Origin of the sequence: Streptomyces sp. NPDC048331, assembly GCF_043201215.1 — a bacterium.
Taxonomy (GTDB): Bacteria; Actinomycetota; Actinomycetes; order Streptomycetales; family Streptomycetaceae; genus Streptomyces.
Map to the genome: position 1 here is coordinate 18,887 of NZ_JBICYT010000057.1, position 16,581 is coordinate 35,467.

Sequence of the window (16,581 nt, forward strand, 5' to 3'; positions counted from 1 at the left end):
AGCCGCACCTCCCTCTGGAGACGTCCTCAGGCCCGCGTGACCCTTGTCCAGGCTCTGGCCAGGCCCCCGGCAGCACCTGTCGACCAGGGGAGCCATCGGCGACGGCGGATGGCTCATGGAATCGACGGACTGCCGGGGACTGTCATGTCACGCCCGCAGGGCGGCGGCCGCTCCGGACTGCTGCCGCGGAAGCGGCGTCGTGCGAGGTGCTTCGGCCGTGTCCAGGACGCCCGCGATGCCCCGGGCGAGGCAGGGGATCCGGTGCGCCGGGATGCCCGCGATGTTGATCCGCCCCGAGGTCGTGCCGTAGACGGCGTACTGCCTGCGCAGCAGGAGCATCTGCTGCGCGGACAGCGGCAGCATCGAGAACATCCCCTTCTGCGGGGCGAGCGAGCGTGCCTGCTCCGCGCAGCCGAGCGCGCTCAGGTGGGCGACCAGGTCGGCCCGGTTGTCCATGATCCGGCCCCGCATGACCTCCAACTCGGCCCGCCAGGCGGCCCGCAGCCCCTCGTCCTCCAGGATCGTGGTCACGACGGCCGCGCCGTGCTCGGGCGGCATCGAGTAGAGGGTCCGGGCGGCGTTCTGCAGGGCGGTCTCGGCGTGCCGGACGGCCCGCTCCGAGGCGCCGAGCACGATGGCGCAGCCGACGCGGTCGCTGTAGAGGCCGAAGTTCTTCGAGCAGCTGACCGCGATCAGCATTTCCGGCAGCCGCGCCGCCAGCATCCGCGTGGGCAGCAGGTCGGCCTCCAGACCGTCGCCGAGACCGTGGTACGCGAGGTCGACGAACGGCACCCAGCCACCGCGGGCGGCCGACTCGGCGAGCGCCTCCCAGTCGTCGAGCAGCGGGTCCACGCCGGTGGGGTTGTGGCAGCAGCCCTGGAGCAGGACCACGTCGTCCCGCTGCGCGTCCGCCAACTCCCGCAGCACCCCGGCCGTGTCGAAGCCGCCCTCGGCGTCGCGCCAGCCGTACGTGCGCACGCGCAGCCCGGCGGCCTCGAAGATGGGCCGGTGGTTGACGTAGGCCGGGTCGCTGATCCACACGGTGGTGCCCGGGCGGGTCCGGCAGATCAGGTCGGCCAGCAGCCGCAGCGCGCCCGAGCCCGCGACGGTCTGGACGGCCGCGGCCCGGTCGGTGGGCCCGGCCTGGCCCAGGACCAGCTCCAGCAGGGAGCGGTTGAAGGCGGCGTTGCCGGAGAGTCCGCGGTACTCCTTGGAGTCGGAGCGCTCCGCCAGGCGGATCTCGGCCTCGCGTACGGCGGTCATGACGGGGGTGGTGCCGCTCTGGTCCCGGTAGACGCCGAGGACGAGGTTCAGGCGTTCGGGCCGCTCGTCGCCGCCGAACTCGTAGGTCAGGTCCCACAGCGGGTCGGTGGGCGGTGTGGGGAGGAGCTCAAGCATCTGCGGGAACCTCGGGTCGGGGGCGGCGGTTGGCGAGAACGACGCCGGCGGTGATCAGGGGGACGCCGACGAGGACGGCGAGGGTCGGCGTCTCGCCGAGCAGCGGGACGGCGAGCAGGACGACGGCGACGGGGCTGAGGCTGCCGACGACGGCGCTGCGTTCGGCGCCGAGGCGGCGGATGGCGAAGGCGTACAGCAGGCCCGCGCACAGGCCGACGCCGAGCCCCTGCACGACGAGGAACAGGGCGATGTCGCTGCCCGCGGCGTGCGCGATGCCGGTGGGGAGTACCCCGGTCAGTACCAGGAGCCCGATCACCGCGAAGGAGGGCAGGCACAGCAGTCCGATCGATCCGATCGGGTCGAGGTCGACCTCGCGCAGCCCGACGGTGTAGAGGGCCCACAGGCCGCTGGCCACCAGGAGCGTGCCGGCGCCGGCGAGTACGTCGGTGTCGACGGGGACGACGTAGCGCCAGACGAGGGCGACCACACCGGCCGCGATCAGGGCGAGCCCGGCGGCCTGGGTGCCCTTGGGGGCGCCGTGGCCCCGGCGGATCATGATCGCGGAGACGAACAGCGGGACCATGCCGGGGACGATGGAGCCGACGAAGGCGGCGGACGTCAGGGCGCCGCCGTGCATCGCGGCCAGGAAGAACGGCACCCCGGCCCCGCAGACGATCTTCACCGCGGGGCCCGGCCGCACCGCGGCGATGGCGCGCCGGCGCCGCCACAGGGCGGGGAACAGGACGACGAGGGGGACGCCGAAGCGCAGCAGGGCCGCGTCGGCGGGCAGCAGGGAGGAGCCGCTCAGGGCGCGGGCGCTGAGCGCGAAGGCCGCCCAGATCGACACGGTGACGAGCAGGGCCAGCATGCCCTCGGCCTGTGGGGAGAGCCCGCGCCGGCCGGGGTGTCCGGCCCGCGGGCCCGCCGCATCGGGAGGCAGGGTCGCCCGGGTGGTGTTCGTCGCGACCAAGGAATTGCTCCAGCCTCTGAGACCCGGACCGATCCGGTCCGTGCGGGGGCAACGCTAGAGCGTGGGGCGGGGCAGCCGATTGCCAGTTCTGTCTCTCGGACATACGTTTGGGGCAGATTCTGCCAAGGAGGGGCCATGGACGCAGTCGATCTGCAGATCATCAGGGAGTTGCAGGCAGACGGACGCCTGTCCAACCAGGACCTCGCGGACCGCGTCCGGCTCTCGCCGTCGCCCTGCCTGCGCCGGGTCCGGCGGTTGGAGGAGGCGGGTCTGATCCGCGGCTACACGGCCATGGTCGATCAGGTCGCCTTCGGCCTGCCGGTCACCGTCTTCGTCCGGATCCGGCTGGAACGCCACACGGCGGAGGCGGTACGGCTGTTCGAGGAGCACGTCGCGGTCATCGAGCACATCCAGGACTGCTACCTGATGGCGGGCAGCAGCGACTATCTGCTCCGGGTCGTCATCGAGGACCTGGAGGCCTACGAATCCCTGGTGCGCCACCGCATCCACGCGATCCCCGGGATCGCGTCGATCGAATCGAGCTTCGCGTTCGGCAGCGTCAAGCAGTCCCGGACCTACCCGCGCCCCGCCCCGGGCGGGTCCCGGCGCTCGCCACGCTGACCGCGCCGACCCGCGGCCCGGTCGCCGCGGGGCGTATGTCAGGCCTGGTCGGCGCGGACCTGGGCCGCGAAGGCCTGGTAGGCCGCGTCGTCGAAGAGCACGAACCGGACCTCCTGGACCTCGGTACCGGCGCCGCGCACGGTCTCCACCGCGATCCGGGCGCCGTCGTCCATCGGCCAGCCGTAGATGCCGGTGGAGATGGCCGGGAAGGCGACCGTACGGGCCCCCAGCTCGTCGGCGACGCGCAGCGACTCGCGGTAGCAGGAGGCCAGCAGCGCGGAGCGGTCCTCCTCGCGCGACCAGACGGGGCCCACCGTATGGATGACGTGCTCGGCGGCGAGCCGCCCGGCCGTGGTGGCCACGGCCCGGCCGGTCGCCAGCCCCTTGCCGTAGTGCGAACGCCGGAGATCCTCGCAGGCGGCGAGGATCTCCGGGCCGCCGCGCCGGTGGATGGCGCCGTCGACGCCGCCGCCACCGAGCAGCGAGGAGTTCGCCGCGTTGACGATCGCGTCGGCCCGCTCGGCGGTGATGTCGCCGAGGACCAGGGTGATCCGGACCATCAGGACCCCTTTCGCAGGTGCCGCCACACCGCTTTGGCGGCGTTGTGCCCGGACATGCCGTGCACGCCCGGGCCGGGCGGGGTGGCCGAGGAGCAGAGGAAGACCGCCGGGTGGGCCGTCGCGTACGGATTGAGGGAGAGCTTGGGGCGCAGCAGGAGCTGGAGGCCCGAGGCGGCCCCGCAGGCGATGTCCCCGCCGACGTAGTTGGGGTTGCGGGCGGCGAGCTGGGGCGGGCCGGCCGTGGCGCGGGCGAGCACGAGGTCGCGGAAGCCCGGGGCGAACCGCTCCAGTCGGGCTTCGACAGCTTCGGTGAGATCGCCGTCCCAGCCTGCGGGAACATGGCCGTAGGCCCAGAACACGTGCTTGCCCTCGGGTGCCCGGCCGGGGTCGACGAGGCTGGGCTGCGCGGTGATGAGGAACGGCGCGCGCGGGGCCCGGCCGGTGGAGGCGAGCTGCAGGGCGGCGTCGATGTCGCGGGTGCGCGGGCCGATCTGGACGGTGCCGGCGCGGCGGGGCGCCTCGGCCGTCCACGGGACCGGGCCGTCCAGCGCGTAGTCGAGCTTGAACACGGAGGCGCCGTACCGGTAGCCGTCGTAGGCGCGTCCCAGGCGGGCGATGCGGGCCAGCGCGGTCGGTGAGGTGTCGAAGACGTAGGTGCGGGCGGGCGGGAGGTCGTCGAGCCGCTTGACCTCGAAGCCGGTGTGGATGGTTCCGCCGAGGTCGCGCAGGTATCCGGCGAGGGCGTCGGAGACGGACTGGGAACCGCCGCGCGGCATCGGCCAGCCGTTGGTGTGCGCGGCCAGCGCGAATACCAGGCCCACGGCGCTGGTGGCGATCCCGTCGAGCGGGGCGATGACGTGGGCCACGAGTCCCGCGAACAGCGCGCGGGCGCGTTCGTCGCGGAAGCGGCTCAGGAGCCAGGTGGAGGGGGGCAGTCCGGCGAGGCCGAAGCGGGCGAGCGTGAGCGGATCCCGGGGCAGGGCGGTGCTCGGCAGGGACATGAAGTCCCGGGCCAGGGTGTCCCATTTACCGAGGAACGGTCCGACCAGACGCCGGTAGGTGCCCGCGTCACGCGGTCCGAAGGACGCCGCCGTCTCCGCGACCGAGCGGGACAGGACCGCGGCCGTGCCGTCGTCGAAGGGGTGGGCCATGGGCAGCGGGGCGTGCAGCCACTCCAGCCCGTACCGCCCCAGCGGCATCGTGGCGAAGACCGGCGAGCCGGCGCCGAGGGGGTGCACCGCCGAGCAGGGGTCGTGCCGGAAGCCGGGAAGGGTGAGCTCCTCGGTCCGGGCGCCGCCGCCGACCGTGTCGGCGGCTTCGAAGACGGCCACCGAGAAGCCGCGCCGGGCCAGTTCGACAGCGGCTGTCAGCCCGTTGGGGCCCGCCCCCACCACAACCACATCGAGAATAGACGGCACTTGCGACTCCTTAAGTCTCCGGCGCGCCTGCACTCCCAGGATATTCCGCCGCCCGGACCCCGCGGACCGGCAGGGCCCGCCCGGACCGTGCCGGACCCGCTCAGGCGCCCTTGAGCAGCTCCCGGATGCGTACGGTGGTGGCCTCGTCACGCCCGACCGCGAACGGCAGCGCGTTGTCTCGGTCCACCCGGAAGGGGACCCCGTCGACCGTGCTCTGGGTGCCGCCGGCCTCGGCGACCAGCAGCAGTCCGGCCGCGTGGTCCCAGGCAGAGGGCCAGGTGAAGGCCAGGGCGTCCATCTCGCCGCGGGCCACCTTCAGGTATTCCAGGCCCGCCGAGCCGCAGGGACGGGCCGCCACCCCGGGGACGTCCAGCCGGGCCAGCGTCCGCTTGTTCTCGTCGCTCGTGTACAGCGGGTGGGCGATGGCTACCCGCAGCGCGGCGCCCGGCTCCGGCGAACCGCACCGGATCCGCTCGCCGTTGACGTACGCGCCCTGCCCGCGCACGGCGGTCGCCAGCTCCTCCAGCGCCGGGGCGAAGGTCCAGGAGGCGAGGATCTCCCCGCGCACGGCCAGGGCGACCAGGGTGCAGAAGGCGGGGTCGCCGTTCACGAACTGGCGGGTGCCGTCGACGGGGTCGACGATCCACACCGGGGCGTCCGCGCGCAGCGCCGCGTAGACGCCGGGGTCGGCGTGCACGGCCTCTTCGCCGACCACGGCGGAGCCGGGCAGCAGCCGCGTCAGGGCGGCCGTGAGGTTCTCCTCGGCCTTGCGGTCGGCCACGGTCACCAGGTCGTGGGGGCCGTTCTTCTCGTCGACCTCGTGCTCGGCGAGCTGCCTGAATCTCGGCATGATCTCGATCGCCGCCGCCTTGCGGACGGCCTCTTCCACATCGGACAGGCCATGGGCCAGGAACTCATCGATCATGCCTCCAGCAAAGCACGCCGGACCGACAAACCCCACCGCCATTCCCGTACCGGCTCCTGGACACCGGGTGTCCACCGGGTGAACCGGGGCGGGGACTCAGCCGGCCAGCGGGAACATCGATCCGCGTCGGCCCTCCGGCGAGGTCAGCCATTCCAGCTTCTCGGCCGTTCCGGTGCCCGGCAGCGGGGTGTGGAGGACGATCGCCAGGTCGGGGCGGGCGGGCACGCGCAGTTGCGTCGACTCCACGTGCAGCGTTCCGGTCACCGGGTGCTCGATCTGCTTCTCGACCTGTCCCCCGGGCAGTACGTCCCCCCGCTCCCACAGCTCGGTGAACTCCGGGCTGAGCTCCCGGGCCTCCTCGATCACGGCCCGGAAGCCCTCGTCGTGGGGGCTCTCCGAGCAGGCCGCCCGGAACTGGGCCACCACCACGCGGGCGATCTCCGCCCAGTGCGGGGAACGCGATCGGTAGATGGGGTCGGTGAAGAAGGCGATCAGGCAGTTCTGGGTGATCTCGGGGCGCATGCCGAAGACCAGCGAGGCCGCGTCGTTGTACATCACGGTGTTCCAGTACCGGTCCATGATGTGGGCGGGGAACGGCATCCAGGCCTCGATCAGCCGCCTGAGGCCGTCGCACCTGTCCCGTTCGTCCGGGGCGACCTCCAGGGCGGGCGGGTTGAGCCCGGCGAGGACGTACAGGTGGCGGCGCTCGGCACTGGTCAGCTTCAGCACCCGGCCCACGGCGTCCAGGACGTTTCCGGACACCGTGATGTCGCGCCCCTGCTCCAACCACTGGTACCAGGAGACCCCGACCCCGGCGAGCACGGCCACCTCCTCACGGCGCAGCCCCGGGGTACGGCGGCGGGCCCCGCCGTCGGGCAGGCCGGCCTCGGTCGGGGTGATCCTGGCCCGTCTGCTCATGAGGAACTCGCGCAGTTCGGGCCGCCTGTGTTCCGCGGTCGGTGTGGCCACTGAGTCCCCCTGTCCTGCTGCCTGTTGGTGCCACCACCAGCATAAGTTCCCACTCTGCACGGACATTCCCGGGCCACGAGGGTGGTGGTCATGGCGATCGACACACAGACAACGACCGACGGGCCGCACACGGCGGCCCCCGAGCACCACCGGCTCTCCGGCCGGGCCCGACTGGTTCTCTTCGTCCTCTGCGCCGCCCAGTTCATGGTGGCGCTCGACTTCTCCGTACTGAACGTGGCCCTGCCGGTGCTCGGCGAGGACCTGGGGCTGGGCCGGTCCGCCCTCCAGTGGGCCATCACCGCCTTCGCCCTGCCGTCCGGTGGCTTCCTGCTCCTCTTCGGCCGGATCGCCGACCTGTACGGCCGCAAGAAGCTGTTCCTCACCGGCCTCGCGCTCTTCGGCGCGGCCTCCCTGCTGGCGACCCTCGCCTGGGATCCGGCCTCCTTCCTGACCGGCCGCGCCCTGCAGGGGCTGGGCGCGGCGGTCATCGTGCCCACCGGCATGTCCCTGCTGACGACGACCTTCCCCGAGGGCCCGCTGCGCGACCGGGCGCTCGGCATCTCCGGCACCCTGCTGTCCCTCGGTTTCACCGTCGGCATGGTGCTCGGCGGGGTCATGACCGACACCCTGGGCTGGCGCTCCACGATGGGGCTGCTCACGGTGGCCGCGGTGATCGTGCTGGTCATGGCGCCGGGGCTGCTGCCGGAGTCGCGCACCACGGAGCGGCCGCGGCTGGACGTGCCCGGGGCCGTGACCGTGACCGGCGGTCTGCTCGCGCTGATCTACGCCCTGTCGACGGCGGCCCGCCGCGGGTTCGGTGACCTGGACGTGCGGGGCACGCTGGTGCTCGGGCTGGTCCTGCTCGTCGCCTTCGTGGTGGTGGAGTCGAGGTCCCCGGCCCCGCTGGTGTCGTTGCCGATGCTGAAGCGGCGCACGGTCGCCTGGGGCAATGTCGGCGGGCTCGTGACGTTCTCGATGATGTCGACGGTCGTGTTCGTGCTGACGCTCTACCTCCAGGAGACGCTGGAGCTGTCGTCCTTCCGGACGGGCCTGGTCTTCGGCGTGCAGGGCCTCGCCTCCGTCGTCGCCGGGTCGTACGCGCCGAAGGTGATCGGCCGCTTCGGCGCCCGCCGGACGCTGGTCGGCTCGCTGCTCGGCCAGGGTGTGCTCGGCGCCGTGCTGCTCGGCGTGGGCCCGCAGTCGGGCGCCCTGCTCGCGACCGTGGCCGTCTCACTGGCCAGCATGTGCCACCTCGGCGCGATCATCTCGTACGGGCTCGTGGTGACCAGCGGTGTGCCGGACGAGCAGCAGGGCCTGGCGACCGGTCTGGTCACCACCACCCAGCAGGTGGGCATCACGATCGGTATCCCCATGCTGGGTGTCCTCGCCACCACGCAGGCCTCGCTCTTCGACGGGGTGCGGACGGTCCTGGCGGTCGACGCGGTGATCGTCCTCGCCGCGGCGGTTCTGGTGGGCCTGGGCCTGGGTGGCCGGAGGAAGGCCTGACCGTAAGGCCTGACCGTCGCGCGGGCCCGGAATCGGTCCTCCGGGCCCGCGCGGCCCCGCGCCGGGCGCGGCGTCAGTCGCGGAGCACCGGGATGATGTGTTGGCCGTACGCGTCGATCGTGGCTTCCCGGGCGTCGTGCATGTCGTAGACCGCGAACTGGTCGACGCCCAGGTCGCGCAGGGCGCGGAGCTTCTCGATGTGCGCCTCGACCGGGCCCAGGAGGCAGAAGCGGTCGACGATCTCGTCGGGGACGAAGTCGGTGGACGGGTTCCCGGCCCGTCCGTGGTGGCTGTAGTCGTAGCCCTGGCGGGCCTTGATGTAGTCGGTGAGCTCCTCGGGGACCATCGAGGAGTGCTCGCCGTAGCGGCCCACCAGGTCGGCCACGTGGTTGCCGACCATGCCGCCGAACCAGCGGCACTGGTCGCGGGCGTGGGCGAGGTCCTCGCTCACGTACGCGGGGGCGGCCACGCAGATGGTGATCTCCGCCGGGTCGCGGCCGGCCTCGACGGCGGCCTCGCGGACCGACTTGACCATCCATTCGGTGAGGTAGAGGTCGGCGAGCTGGAGGATGAACCCGTCGGCCTTCTGGCCGGCCAGGGCCAGGGCCTTGGGCCCGTACGCCGCCATCCACACGGGGAGCTTCCCCTCGCGGACCCACGGCAGGCGGATCGGGTTGCCGTCGACCAAGGCCTCGCGGCCTTCGGCCAGGTCCCGGATGACGTCGATGGCCTCGCCCAGGCGGGCCAGGGTGTTGGGCTTGCGGCCCGCGACCCGCATGGCCGAGTCCCCGCGCCCGATCCCGCAGACGGTGCGGTTGCCGAACATGTCGTTGAGGGTGGCGAAGGTGGAGGCGGTCACTTCCCAGGTGCGGGTGCCGGGGTTGGTGACCATGGGGCCGATGTGCAGCTTGCGGGTGTGTTCCAGGATCTGGCTGTAGATGACGAACGGCTCCTGCCAGAGGACCGCCGAGTCGAAGGTCCAGCCGTAGCGGAAGCCGTTGCGCTCCGCGCGCTTCATGAGGCTGATGACCTGGGCGGCCGGCGGGTCGGTCTGCAGGACGAGGCCGAAGTCCATGGGGCGGCTCCTTGAGCTTTACAGGTACTGGCAGGTGGAGCGGGGGACGAAGGCCCCGTGGCCGGCCCGGCCGGTGAATTCGCGCTGGTCGATGACGAGTTCGCCGCGCGAGAGCACGGTGTCGACGCGTCCGGTGATCCGCCTGCCCTCGTACGCCGAGTAGTCCACGTTCATGTGGTGCGTCTCGGCGGAGATGACCTGCTCGGCGTGCGGATCGTAGAGGACGATGTCGGCGTCGGAGCCCGGCGCGATGGTGCCCTTCTGCGGGTAGAGGCCGAACATCCGGGCCGGGGTCGCGCACGCGATCTCGATCCAGCGTCGGCGGCTGATGTGGCCGTCCAGGACGGCCTGGTGGAGGAGGTCCATCCGGTTCTCCACGCCCGGCAGCCCGTTGGGGATCTTCGAGAAGTCCCCGCGGCCCAGTTCCTTCTGGCCCCGGAAGCAGAAGGGGCAGTGGTCGGTGGAGACCACCTGGAGGTCGTTGGTCCGCAGGCCCCGCCACAGGGCCGCCTGGTGTTCCCTCGGCCGCAATGGTGTGGAGCAGACGTACTTGGCGCCCTGGAAGTCCGGCTCCTCCAGGGTGTCGGTGGACAGGAACAGGTACTGCGGACAGGTCTCCCCGAAGACCGGGAGTCCTTTGTCGCGGGCGGCGGCCAGTTCGGCGACCGCCTCCTCCGCCGAGACGTGGACCACGTAGAGCGGGGCGCCGGCCACCCGTGCCAGCTGGATGGCGCGGTGCGTGGCCTCGGCCTCCAGCAGGACCTTGCGGACCTCGCCGTGGTGGCGGGGATCGGTCTCTCCACGGGCGAGGGCCTGTTCGACGAGGACGTCGATCGCGATGCCGTTCTCGGCGTGCATCATGATCAGCCCGCCGTTGGCGGCTCCGCGTTGCATGGCCCGCAGGATCTGCCCGTCGTCGCTGTAGAAGACGCCGGGGTAGGCCATGAACAGCTTGAAGGAGGTGACGCCCTCGCCGACGAGGTGGTCCATCTCCTTGAGGGTTCTCTCGTTGACGTCCGAGAGGATCATGTGGAACGCGTAGTCGACGGCGCAGTTGCCGTCGGCCTTGGCATACCAGGTGTCGAGTCCTTCGCGCAGGGAGTGGCCCACGCTCTGCACGGCGAAGTCGACGATCGTGGTGGTGCCGCCCCAGGCGGCGGCTCTGGTTCCGGTCTCGAAGGTGTCGGAGGCGGAGGTGCCTCCGAAGGGAAGTTCCATGTGGGTGTGCGCGTCGACCCCGCCGGGGATGACGTACTTCCCCGTCGCGTCGATCGTGCGGTCGGCCGTCCAGACCTCGGCCGCCGCCGAGCCGTGTGCGGCAAGCGCCGCCACGCGGCCGTCCTCGATCAGGACGTCCGCGTGCAGTTCGTCCGAGGCGGTGACGACGAGGCCGCCGCGGATCAGGGTGCGGATGCTCATGTGATCCCCCTACTGGATGCTGCGCAATGCCTGTTCGAGGATCTCGGAGCCCTCTTCCGCCTCGGCGACGGTGAGGGAGAGCGGCGGCGCGATGCGCAGCACGCTGGTGTTGTACCCGCCGCCCTTGCCGAGCAGCAGGCCGCCCTCGCGGGCCGCCTCCAGGACGGCCGCGGCCGCGTCCGGGTCGGCCTCGTCGGTGCCCGGCCTGGTGAGTTCGAGGCCGGCCATCAGGCCCCGGCCGCGGACCTCCCGTACGGCGGGGACGGTGGCCGCGATGGCGCGCAGCCGCTCCAGGAGCAGGCCGCCGACGCGGCGGGCGTTGCCCTGGAGGTCGTGTTCCAGCAGGTACGCGAGGTTGGCGACGCCGGCCGCCATGGTGACCGGGGAGCCGCCGAAAGTGGAGATGGAGTGGGAGTCCAGGCAGTTCATCACCTCGGCGCGGGCCACGACCCCGCCGATGGACATGCCGTTGCCGATGCCCTTGGCGAAGGTGAGGATGTCCGGCGGGCCGTTCTGGGCGTGGGCCTGCCAGCCCCAGAAGTTGTCGCCGGTGCGGCCCCAGCCGGTCTGCACCTCGTCGCTGATCCACAGGATGCCGTGGCGGTCGAGGACCTCGCGGAAGGCTCCGTAGAGGCCGTCGGGCGGGGAGGTGAAGCCGCCGACGCCCTGGATCGGCTCGGCGATGAGGGCGGCCACTCCCCCGCGGGCCTGGCCCAGTACGTCATCCAGGTCCGCGACGGCGGCCGCGGTGAAGGCGGCGTCGTCCAGGTGGGCGAGGGGGCCGCGGGTGCGGACCGCGCCCTGGACGTAGTACGTCTGCAGCGGGGACAGGCTGGTCGGGGACCAGCCGCGGTTGCCGGTGATCGAGACGGTGGAGAAGGACCGGCCGTGGTAGCTGTTGCGCATCGCCAGGATCTGGTTGGAGCGGCGGTACGTCGTCGCGAGCAGCAGGGCGGTGTCGTTGGCCTCGGTGCCGGAGGTGGTGAAGAAGACCCGGGCGTCGGGGATGCCGGAGAGGGCGGCGACCCGCTCGGCCAGCTCGATCATGGGGCGGTTGAGGTACAGGGTGGAGGAGTGGATGATCCGTCCGGCCTGCTCGGACACGGCCTTGGTGACCTCGGGCAGGGCGTGGGCGGTCATCGTGGTGAGGATGCCGCCGAAGAAGTCGAGGTAGCGGTTGCCGTCGGCGTCCCAGACGTGGCGGCCTTCGCCGTGGGTGAGCTCGATCGGGTGCTTGTAGTAGAGGGCGAGCCAGTCGGGCAGGACGGTGCGGTGGCGGCTGTGGAGCGGGGTCGGGTTGGTCACGGCTGTACGAGCCCTCCGTAGGCGTCGGGACGGCGGTCGCGGTAGAAGGCCCACTGGTCGCGGACCTCCTTGATCAGGTCGAAGTCGAGGTCACGGACGACGAGTTCCTCGTCCTTGTCGCTGGCGACCTCCCCGACGAACTGGCCGCGCGGGTCGACGAAGTAGCTGGTGCCGTAGAAGTCGTTGTCGCCGTACTCCTCCTGGCCGACCCGGTTGATCGCGGCGATGAAGTACTCGTTGGCGACGGCCGAGGCCGGCTGTTCCAGCTGCCACAGGTACGCGGACAGGCCTCGGGAGGTGGCGGAGGGGTTGTAGACCAGCTGGGCTCCGGCCAGGCCCAGTTGACGCCATCCCTCGGGGAAGTGGCGGTCGTAGCAGATGTAGACGCCGACCTTGCCGACGGCGGTGTCGAATACGGGCCAGCCGAGGTTGCCCGGTCGGAAGTAGTACTTCTCCCAGAAGCCTTTGACCTGGGGGATGTGGTGCTTGCGGTACTTGCCCAGGTAGCTGCCGTCGGCGTCGATGACGGCGGCGGTGTTGTAGTAGAAGCCCTCGCTCTCCAGCTCGAAGACCGGTACGACGATCACCATGCCGGTCTCGCGGGCGAGGTCCTGCATCCGGCGTACGGTCGGGCCGTCGGGGACGGCCTCGGCCCACGCGTAGTGCTCGGGTTCCTGGACCTGGCAGAAGTAGGGGGCGTTGAAGACCTCTTGGAAGCCGATGATCTGCGCGCCTTCGGCGGCTGCCCGGCGGGCGTACTCCTCGTGTTTGGCGATCATCGAATCGGTGTCTCCGGTCCAGGTGGCCTGGACCAGCGCGGCGCGGACGACTTGGGCCATGAGCTGCTCCTCGCGACGGGAACGCCGAGTTCTACGCACGTAGACGGTGTGCGTAGGGAGTAGAACGTAGGCCTCGTCACAGCGTGGGGCAAGAGCGCCGTGCGCGGTTGGAGTAGTCGATCACGTTACGTCGCCACGCGGTCGAATGCGGTCAGGAGACGGGCGGATCAGTACCCCTACGCACCCGCGATGCCCGCCACCCGCAGCGCGTGGAGCAGGTCGCGGTGCCGGGATCCCGGCAGTGCCCGGGCCGCCCGGAGCAGCCTCGGAGCGAACCACCCGGGGTCGTGCCGGGCCAGCCCCGCCGCCTCCTCGGCGGTGCGCACCCGGACGAAGGCGCCGAGCAGGGCGTCGGCCTCGCGGATCCGGCCGGCGCCGTCGAGGGCGAGTACCGCGTCCGCGACCTCGGCGGCCGGGCGGGCGACGCCCTGGCGCAGCAGGGCGTCGCAGTCGGCTTCCCGGCCGGCGGCGCCGAGGGCGGCCGCGGCCGCCGCGAGCCGCTCGGGCGGGAGGGAGGCCGCCTCCCACAGCAGGGTCGCCCAGTCGGCCGCGAGCCCGGCCCGGGTCAGCTCGGCGGCGAGGGCGGGCAGTTGCTCGGCGGGTCGGGCCGCGGCCTCGCACAGGAGGGCGTGCGCCTCACCGCTGCGCCCCTGGGCGCGCAGGGCGATCAGGGCGGCGGCGACGGCTCCGGCTCCGGTACCGGCCCGGTGTTCGGGGCGCGGGGCGGGGCGCGGCGGCGCCGGACGGGGAGCGGCCTCTGCGCCGGGGGCCTCGGGTTCGGGGGCTCCCGGGGCGCCGAAGCGGGCTCCGCGCGGCGCGGGAAGCGCGGCGCCGGCACCGGAACCCGGTATGCCGTCCCCGCCGGGATGCCCCGGCGGCGGGGTGAAGGCCGGGGCCGCGGGCGCCGCCGAGCCCGCGTACCGGGCGCCGCCGGCGCGCCGCGCGCCGCGCAGCCACCGCCCCTCGGCCCGGCCCACGGGCGCCTCGGGCCGCGCCGGGGCCTCGGGCCGCGCCGGGGCCTCCTCGGCGGCAGCGGTTTCCGGCTCGGGGGACGATCCCGGGCCCGGTTCGACGCGCGGCTCGGGGCCCGGTTCGGGGCGCGATCCCGGGGCCGGTTCGGGGTGTGCCTCCCGTTGCCCTGGTAACCCGGGCAGCCGCTCCGCGGTCTCCGGCCGCGTCGGCCACAGCCCCTCGGGGCCCGCCCGCAGGGCCCGCAGGCGGGCCGCCAGGTCCTCGTGACGGGCCGCGGAGCGGGCCACGTCGTCCTGGGCCCAGGAGAGTTCCCGGGTCAGGGCGTCCGTCTCGGCCCGGTCTGCGGCCCGGCCGAGCCGTACCGTCAGGCTGCGCAGGGCCGTCTGCGATGCGGCCCGTCGCGCCGCGGCCGCCGCGAGCAGGGTCCGCAGCTCGCCCTCGCCGCCCGGCAGTCGGTCCCACACGGTGACGGCCGCCGCCCGCAGCTGGGCCGCGTACGCGGTCTCCCGCGCCGCGAACTCCGCGCCGCGGGCTCCGGCCAGGTCCCGCAGCAGCGATTCCACCACGTCCCACGGAAGGATCGCCGCCCCGTCGAGACAGGCCCGCATGCCCTCCGGGTCCCGCCGCACGAACTCCCCGTACCAACCTGCCCCGGGATCCAGCCTCTGCGTCAACCCCCTCAGATATCCGCAGAATTGACTGATCGCCAGCGAAGTCGCGGTCTCCATGACCGCATTGGACCCCACCCGTGTTACGGGCGGGCTACGGGAATCTCAAAGCTTGACGGCGATCGCGGTGTGCGGACGCTTGCCGCGGCGTGCCAGGGCCGCGGGCACGTCCACGAGCCAGAACTGCCAGGTGTACTTGCGCGACATCAGCTTCCGCACCCGCCGCAGCCCCGTCTCGTCGAGCAGTCGGGCCTCGCCCTCCCACGCCCGCGCCCCTTCCTCGACGCGCCCGCGCATGTCGCACGCGGTGACGGTGACCCGCCCGTTGTTGCGGATCCGCTTGACCTTCCACGAATCGCTGCGCGTCCATACGTACAGCTCACCGGCGTCGGCCACCGCCCACACCGGCGTCGCCACGGGCGTGCCGTCCTTGCGGAAGGTGGTGAGGCTGACGTACCGCGCCCTGCCGAGTTCTTCGAGATCCATGGCCGAACCCTAGTGGTGCCGCGTCGGGTGGTGTCAGACCGGCGGGACCTGTCCGTGGCTGACCGTTTCCCAGGCCACGAACAGTTCGTCCGTCCCCGCCGGCCGGGTCTTCTCGACCAGGGCCCGGGTGTACGGGAGCTTCGCGCCGGTCCGCGTCTCGTAGTGGTGCAGGGCCACCTCCAGGTCGGGCCCCATGGTCCGCTCCAGCTTGCCCCCGCACAGCCACGGCGGGGCCTCGGCCCCGAGCTGGTACTTCGCGTGGAACTCCAGCGCGGTGCGCAGCCGGGCGGACTGCTCCCCGTACAGGTCGATGCCCTGGTGCCAGGCGGTCTCGGCGATGTGCGCGGTCGCGGCGAGCGCGTAGCCGACGTGCATCAGGTTGCGGCAGGTCTCCTGGGCGATGCCGTCGACGTAGGTGCCCTGGTCGAACCAGTACGCCTTGACCTGGTCGGCCGTCTCGATGGCGGCGTACCGCGGGGCCACCGGGCGCGGGCCGTCCGCCCGGAGGTAGAAGTACGCGGGCACGCGCGCCCGGAACCGCTCCAGCGACTCGCGGAAGACGGCCTGGTCCTCCAGGAAGACGGCGATGGAGGCGGCGGCGTCGGTCATGGCGAGTTCCCAGTTGCCGTTGTAGGCGGGCACCTGGGCGCGGACGGCCGGCAGGTAGGCCTTGCGCAGCATCTCCTCGAACCGGGTGACCCGGGACGTGTCCCAGTTCGGGTAGTCGGTGCGCATGATCTCGGCGGCGCGCGCCCAGCTGGATCCCGACCAGGCGGCCTGGAGTGCGGCGTTGTCCTCGCGGTGCTGCTTCATCACGGCCGACCAGGCGTCCATGATCTGTACGGCCTTGCGCGCGTGCACGGTCCTGCCGTTCACGGACCACAGCAGGGCGTGGGTGTAGGCGGCGATCGCGTCCTGTCGTTCGTCGAGGCAGGACTGCGGGCCGCTGTTGAAGGGGCAGGGCACCACGTCGGCCGGGTGGGGGGTGTAGTCGAGCGAGGCGTACCGGCTGGTCAGGAGCGCCCGGTACGCCGAGAGCCAGGGTTCCTCGCCGGCCGCGACCATCCGCTTCGCCTGCCTGAGCCCGCCGCGGTCGACGACGACGCCCGGGTGGCGGAAGACCACGTCGCCGGCGCGTCGATCGTCGGGGACGGCGCAGGCCGCGAGCAGTAGGCCGCCCGCGAGGAGGGCGCCGACGACTGCGAATCCGAGTCGCTTGGATGCGTTCATGGCTGACACGCCTTCACGCTTCCCCCGCGCTCCGGACCTCCCACCGCGGATTGGTCCGTCTGGCCTGCGGGCCCGCCCGAACGGCAGGCCGGGCAGGATCCGGAAGGGATCCTAGTGCCGTGACCGGAAAGGTTTGCCGGGTCGCGTTGTCCGGTGCGGTACATCGCAAGGCGGAGGGCCACGGCTCGTACCGGACGTACCGCCGTGGTCCGACAACGCG

At 72.6% G+C, this 16,581-nt stretch carries 15 protein-coding genes; 2 read left to right on the plus strand and 13 right to left on the minus strand.

Features of this window, described 5'->3' with window-relative positions:
* Window positions 1-147: 147 nt before the first annotated feature.
* On the minus strand, window positions 148-1,398 hold the full coding sequence (locus ACGFYY_RS39120; protein ID WP_393717002.1) for an aromatic amino acid transaminase: 1,251 nt from the start codon (window positions 1,396-1,398) through the stop codon (window positions 148-150).
* On the minus strand, window positions 1,391-2,368 hold the full coding sequence (locus tag ACGFYY_RS39125; RefSeq protein ID WP_393717004.1) for a DMT family transporter: 978 nt from the start codon (window positions 2,366-2,368) through the stop codon (window positions 1,391-1,393). Before ACGFYY_RS39125 ends, ACGFYY_RS39120 begins: the two co-directional genes overlap by 8 nt.
* A 135-nt stretch (window positions 2,369-2,503) precedes the next feature.
* Between ACGFYY_RS39125 and ACGFYY_RS39130 the strand changes: the two genes are divergently transcribed.
* The gene (locus ACGFYY_RS39130; protein ID WP_030714587.1) at window positions 2,504-2,989 is read left to right on the plus strand and encodes an Lrp/AsnC family transcriptional regulator; all 486 of its coding nucleotides are present in this window, start codon (window positions 2,504-2,506) and stop codon (window positions 2,987-2,989) included.
* 38 nt (window positions 2,990-3,027) lie between these two features.
* Here ACGFYY_RS39130 and ACGFYY_RS39135 read toward each other — a convergent pair whose 3' ends face one another.
* From ACGFYY_RS39135 to ACGFYY_RS39150, 4 genes are all read right to left on the minus strand, one after another.
* Window positions 3,028-3,549 (minus strand): O-acetyl-ADP-ribose deacetylase, encoded by a 522-nt coding sequence (locus ACGFYY_RS39135; RefSeq protein WP_365267870.1) that lies wholly within the window; start codon window positions 3,547-3,549, stop codon window positions 3,028-3,030.
* Complete coding sequence (locus tag ACGFYY_RS39140) at window positions 3,549-4,967, minus strand: phytoene desaturase family protein (RefSeq protein ID WP_393717007.1); 1,419 nt, start codon at window positions 4,965-4,967, stop codon at window positions 3,549-3,551. Before ACGFYY_RS39140 ends, ACGFYY_RS39135 begins: the two co-directional genes overlap by 1 nt.
* 100 nt (window positions 4,968-5,067) lie before the next feature.
* Entirely contained in the window at window positions 5,068-5,892 is an 825-nt protein-coding gene (locus ACGFYY_RS39145; RefSeq protein WP_365267874.1) for an inositol monophosphatase family protein, read from the minus strand.
* Between the two features lie 96 nt (window positions 5,893-5,988).
* Window positions 5,989-6,810, minus strand: coding sequence for a helix-turn-helix transcriptional regulator (locus ACGFYY_RS39150; protein WP_393717021.1), 822 nt, complete (start codon window positions 6,808-6,810; stop codon window positions 5,989-5,991).
* Window positions 6,811-6,951: 141 nt separating this feature from the next.
* Between ACGFYY_RS39150 and ACGFYY_RS39155 the strand changes: the two genes are divergently transcribed.
* Window positions 6,952-8,367, plus strand: coding sequence for an MFS transporter (locus tag ACGFYY_RS39155; protein WP_393717009.1), 1,416 nt, complete (start codon window positions 6,952-6,954; stop codon window positions 8,365-8,367).
* Between the two features lie 73 nt (window positions 8,368-8,440).
* On the opposite strand, the gene ACGFYY_RS39160 is transcribed toward ACGFYY_RS39155, so the two are convergent.
* From ACGFYY_RS39160 to ACGFYY_RS39190, 7 genes are all read right to left on the minus strand, one after another.
* Window positions 8,441-9,442, minus strand: a complete 1,002-nt coding sequence (locus tag ACGFYY_RS39160) for a TIGR03842 family LLM class F420-dependent oxidoreductase (protein ID WP_393717011.1) — start codon at window positions 9,440-9,442, stop codon at window positions 8,441-8,443.
* An 18-nt stretch (window positions 9,443-9,460) separates the two neighbouring features.
* Entirely contained in the window at window positions 9,461-10,861 is a 1,401-nt protein-coding gene (hydA, locus tag ACGFYY_RS39165; RefSeq protein WP_393717013.1) for a dihydropyrimidinase, read from the minus strand.
* 9 nt (window positions 10,862-10,870) lie between these two features.
* Window positions 10,871-12,166 carry an aspartate aminotransferase family protein gene (locus ACGFYY_RS39170; protein ID WP_393717015.1) on the minus strand — a complete coding sequence of 432 codons (1,296 nt, stop codon included), beginning with the start codon at window positions 12,164-12,166 and terminating at the stop codon, window positions 10,871-10,873.
* The gene (locus ACGFYY_RS39175; RefSeq protein WP_365281283.1) at window positions 12,163-13,005 is read right to left on the minus strand and encodes a nitrilase-related carbon-nitrogen hydrolase; all 843 of its coding nucleotides are present in this window, start codon (window positions 13,003-13,005) and stop codon (window positions 12,163-12,165) included. The genes ACGFYY_RS39170 and ACGFYY_RS39175 overlap by 4 nt, the downstream gene beginning before the upstream one ends.
* Before the next feature lie 176 nt (window positions 13,006-13,181).
* Window positions 13,182-14,705, minus strand: coding sequence for a hypothetical protein (locus tag ACGFYY_RS39180; RefSeq protein ID WP_393717017.1), 1,524 nt, complete (start codon window positions 14,703-14,705; stop codon window positions 13,182-13,184).
* Between the two features lie 45 nt (window positions 14,706-14,750).
* Window positions 14,751-15,131, minus strand: a complete 381-nt coding sequence (locus tag ACGFYY_RS39185; RefSeq protein ID WP_365275514.1) for a PPOX class F420-dependent oxidoreductase — start codon at window positions 15,129-15,131, stop codon at window positions 14,751-14,753.
* A gap of 33 nt (window positions 15,132-15,164) precedes the next feature.
* Window positions 15,165-16,361: an alginate lyase family protein gene (locus tag ACGFYY_RS39190; RefSeq protein ID WP_393717019.1), complete on the minus strand. Its 1,197-nt coding sequence runs from the start codon at window positions 16,359-16,361 to the stop codon at window positions 15,165-15,167.
* Window positions 16,362-16,581 lie beyond the last annotated feature (220 nt).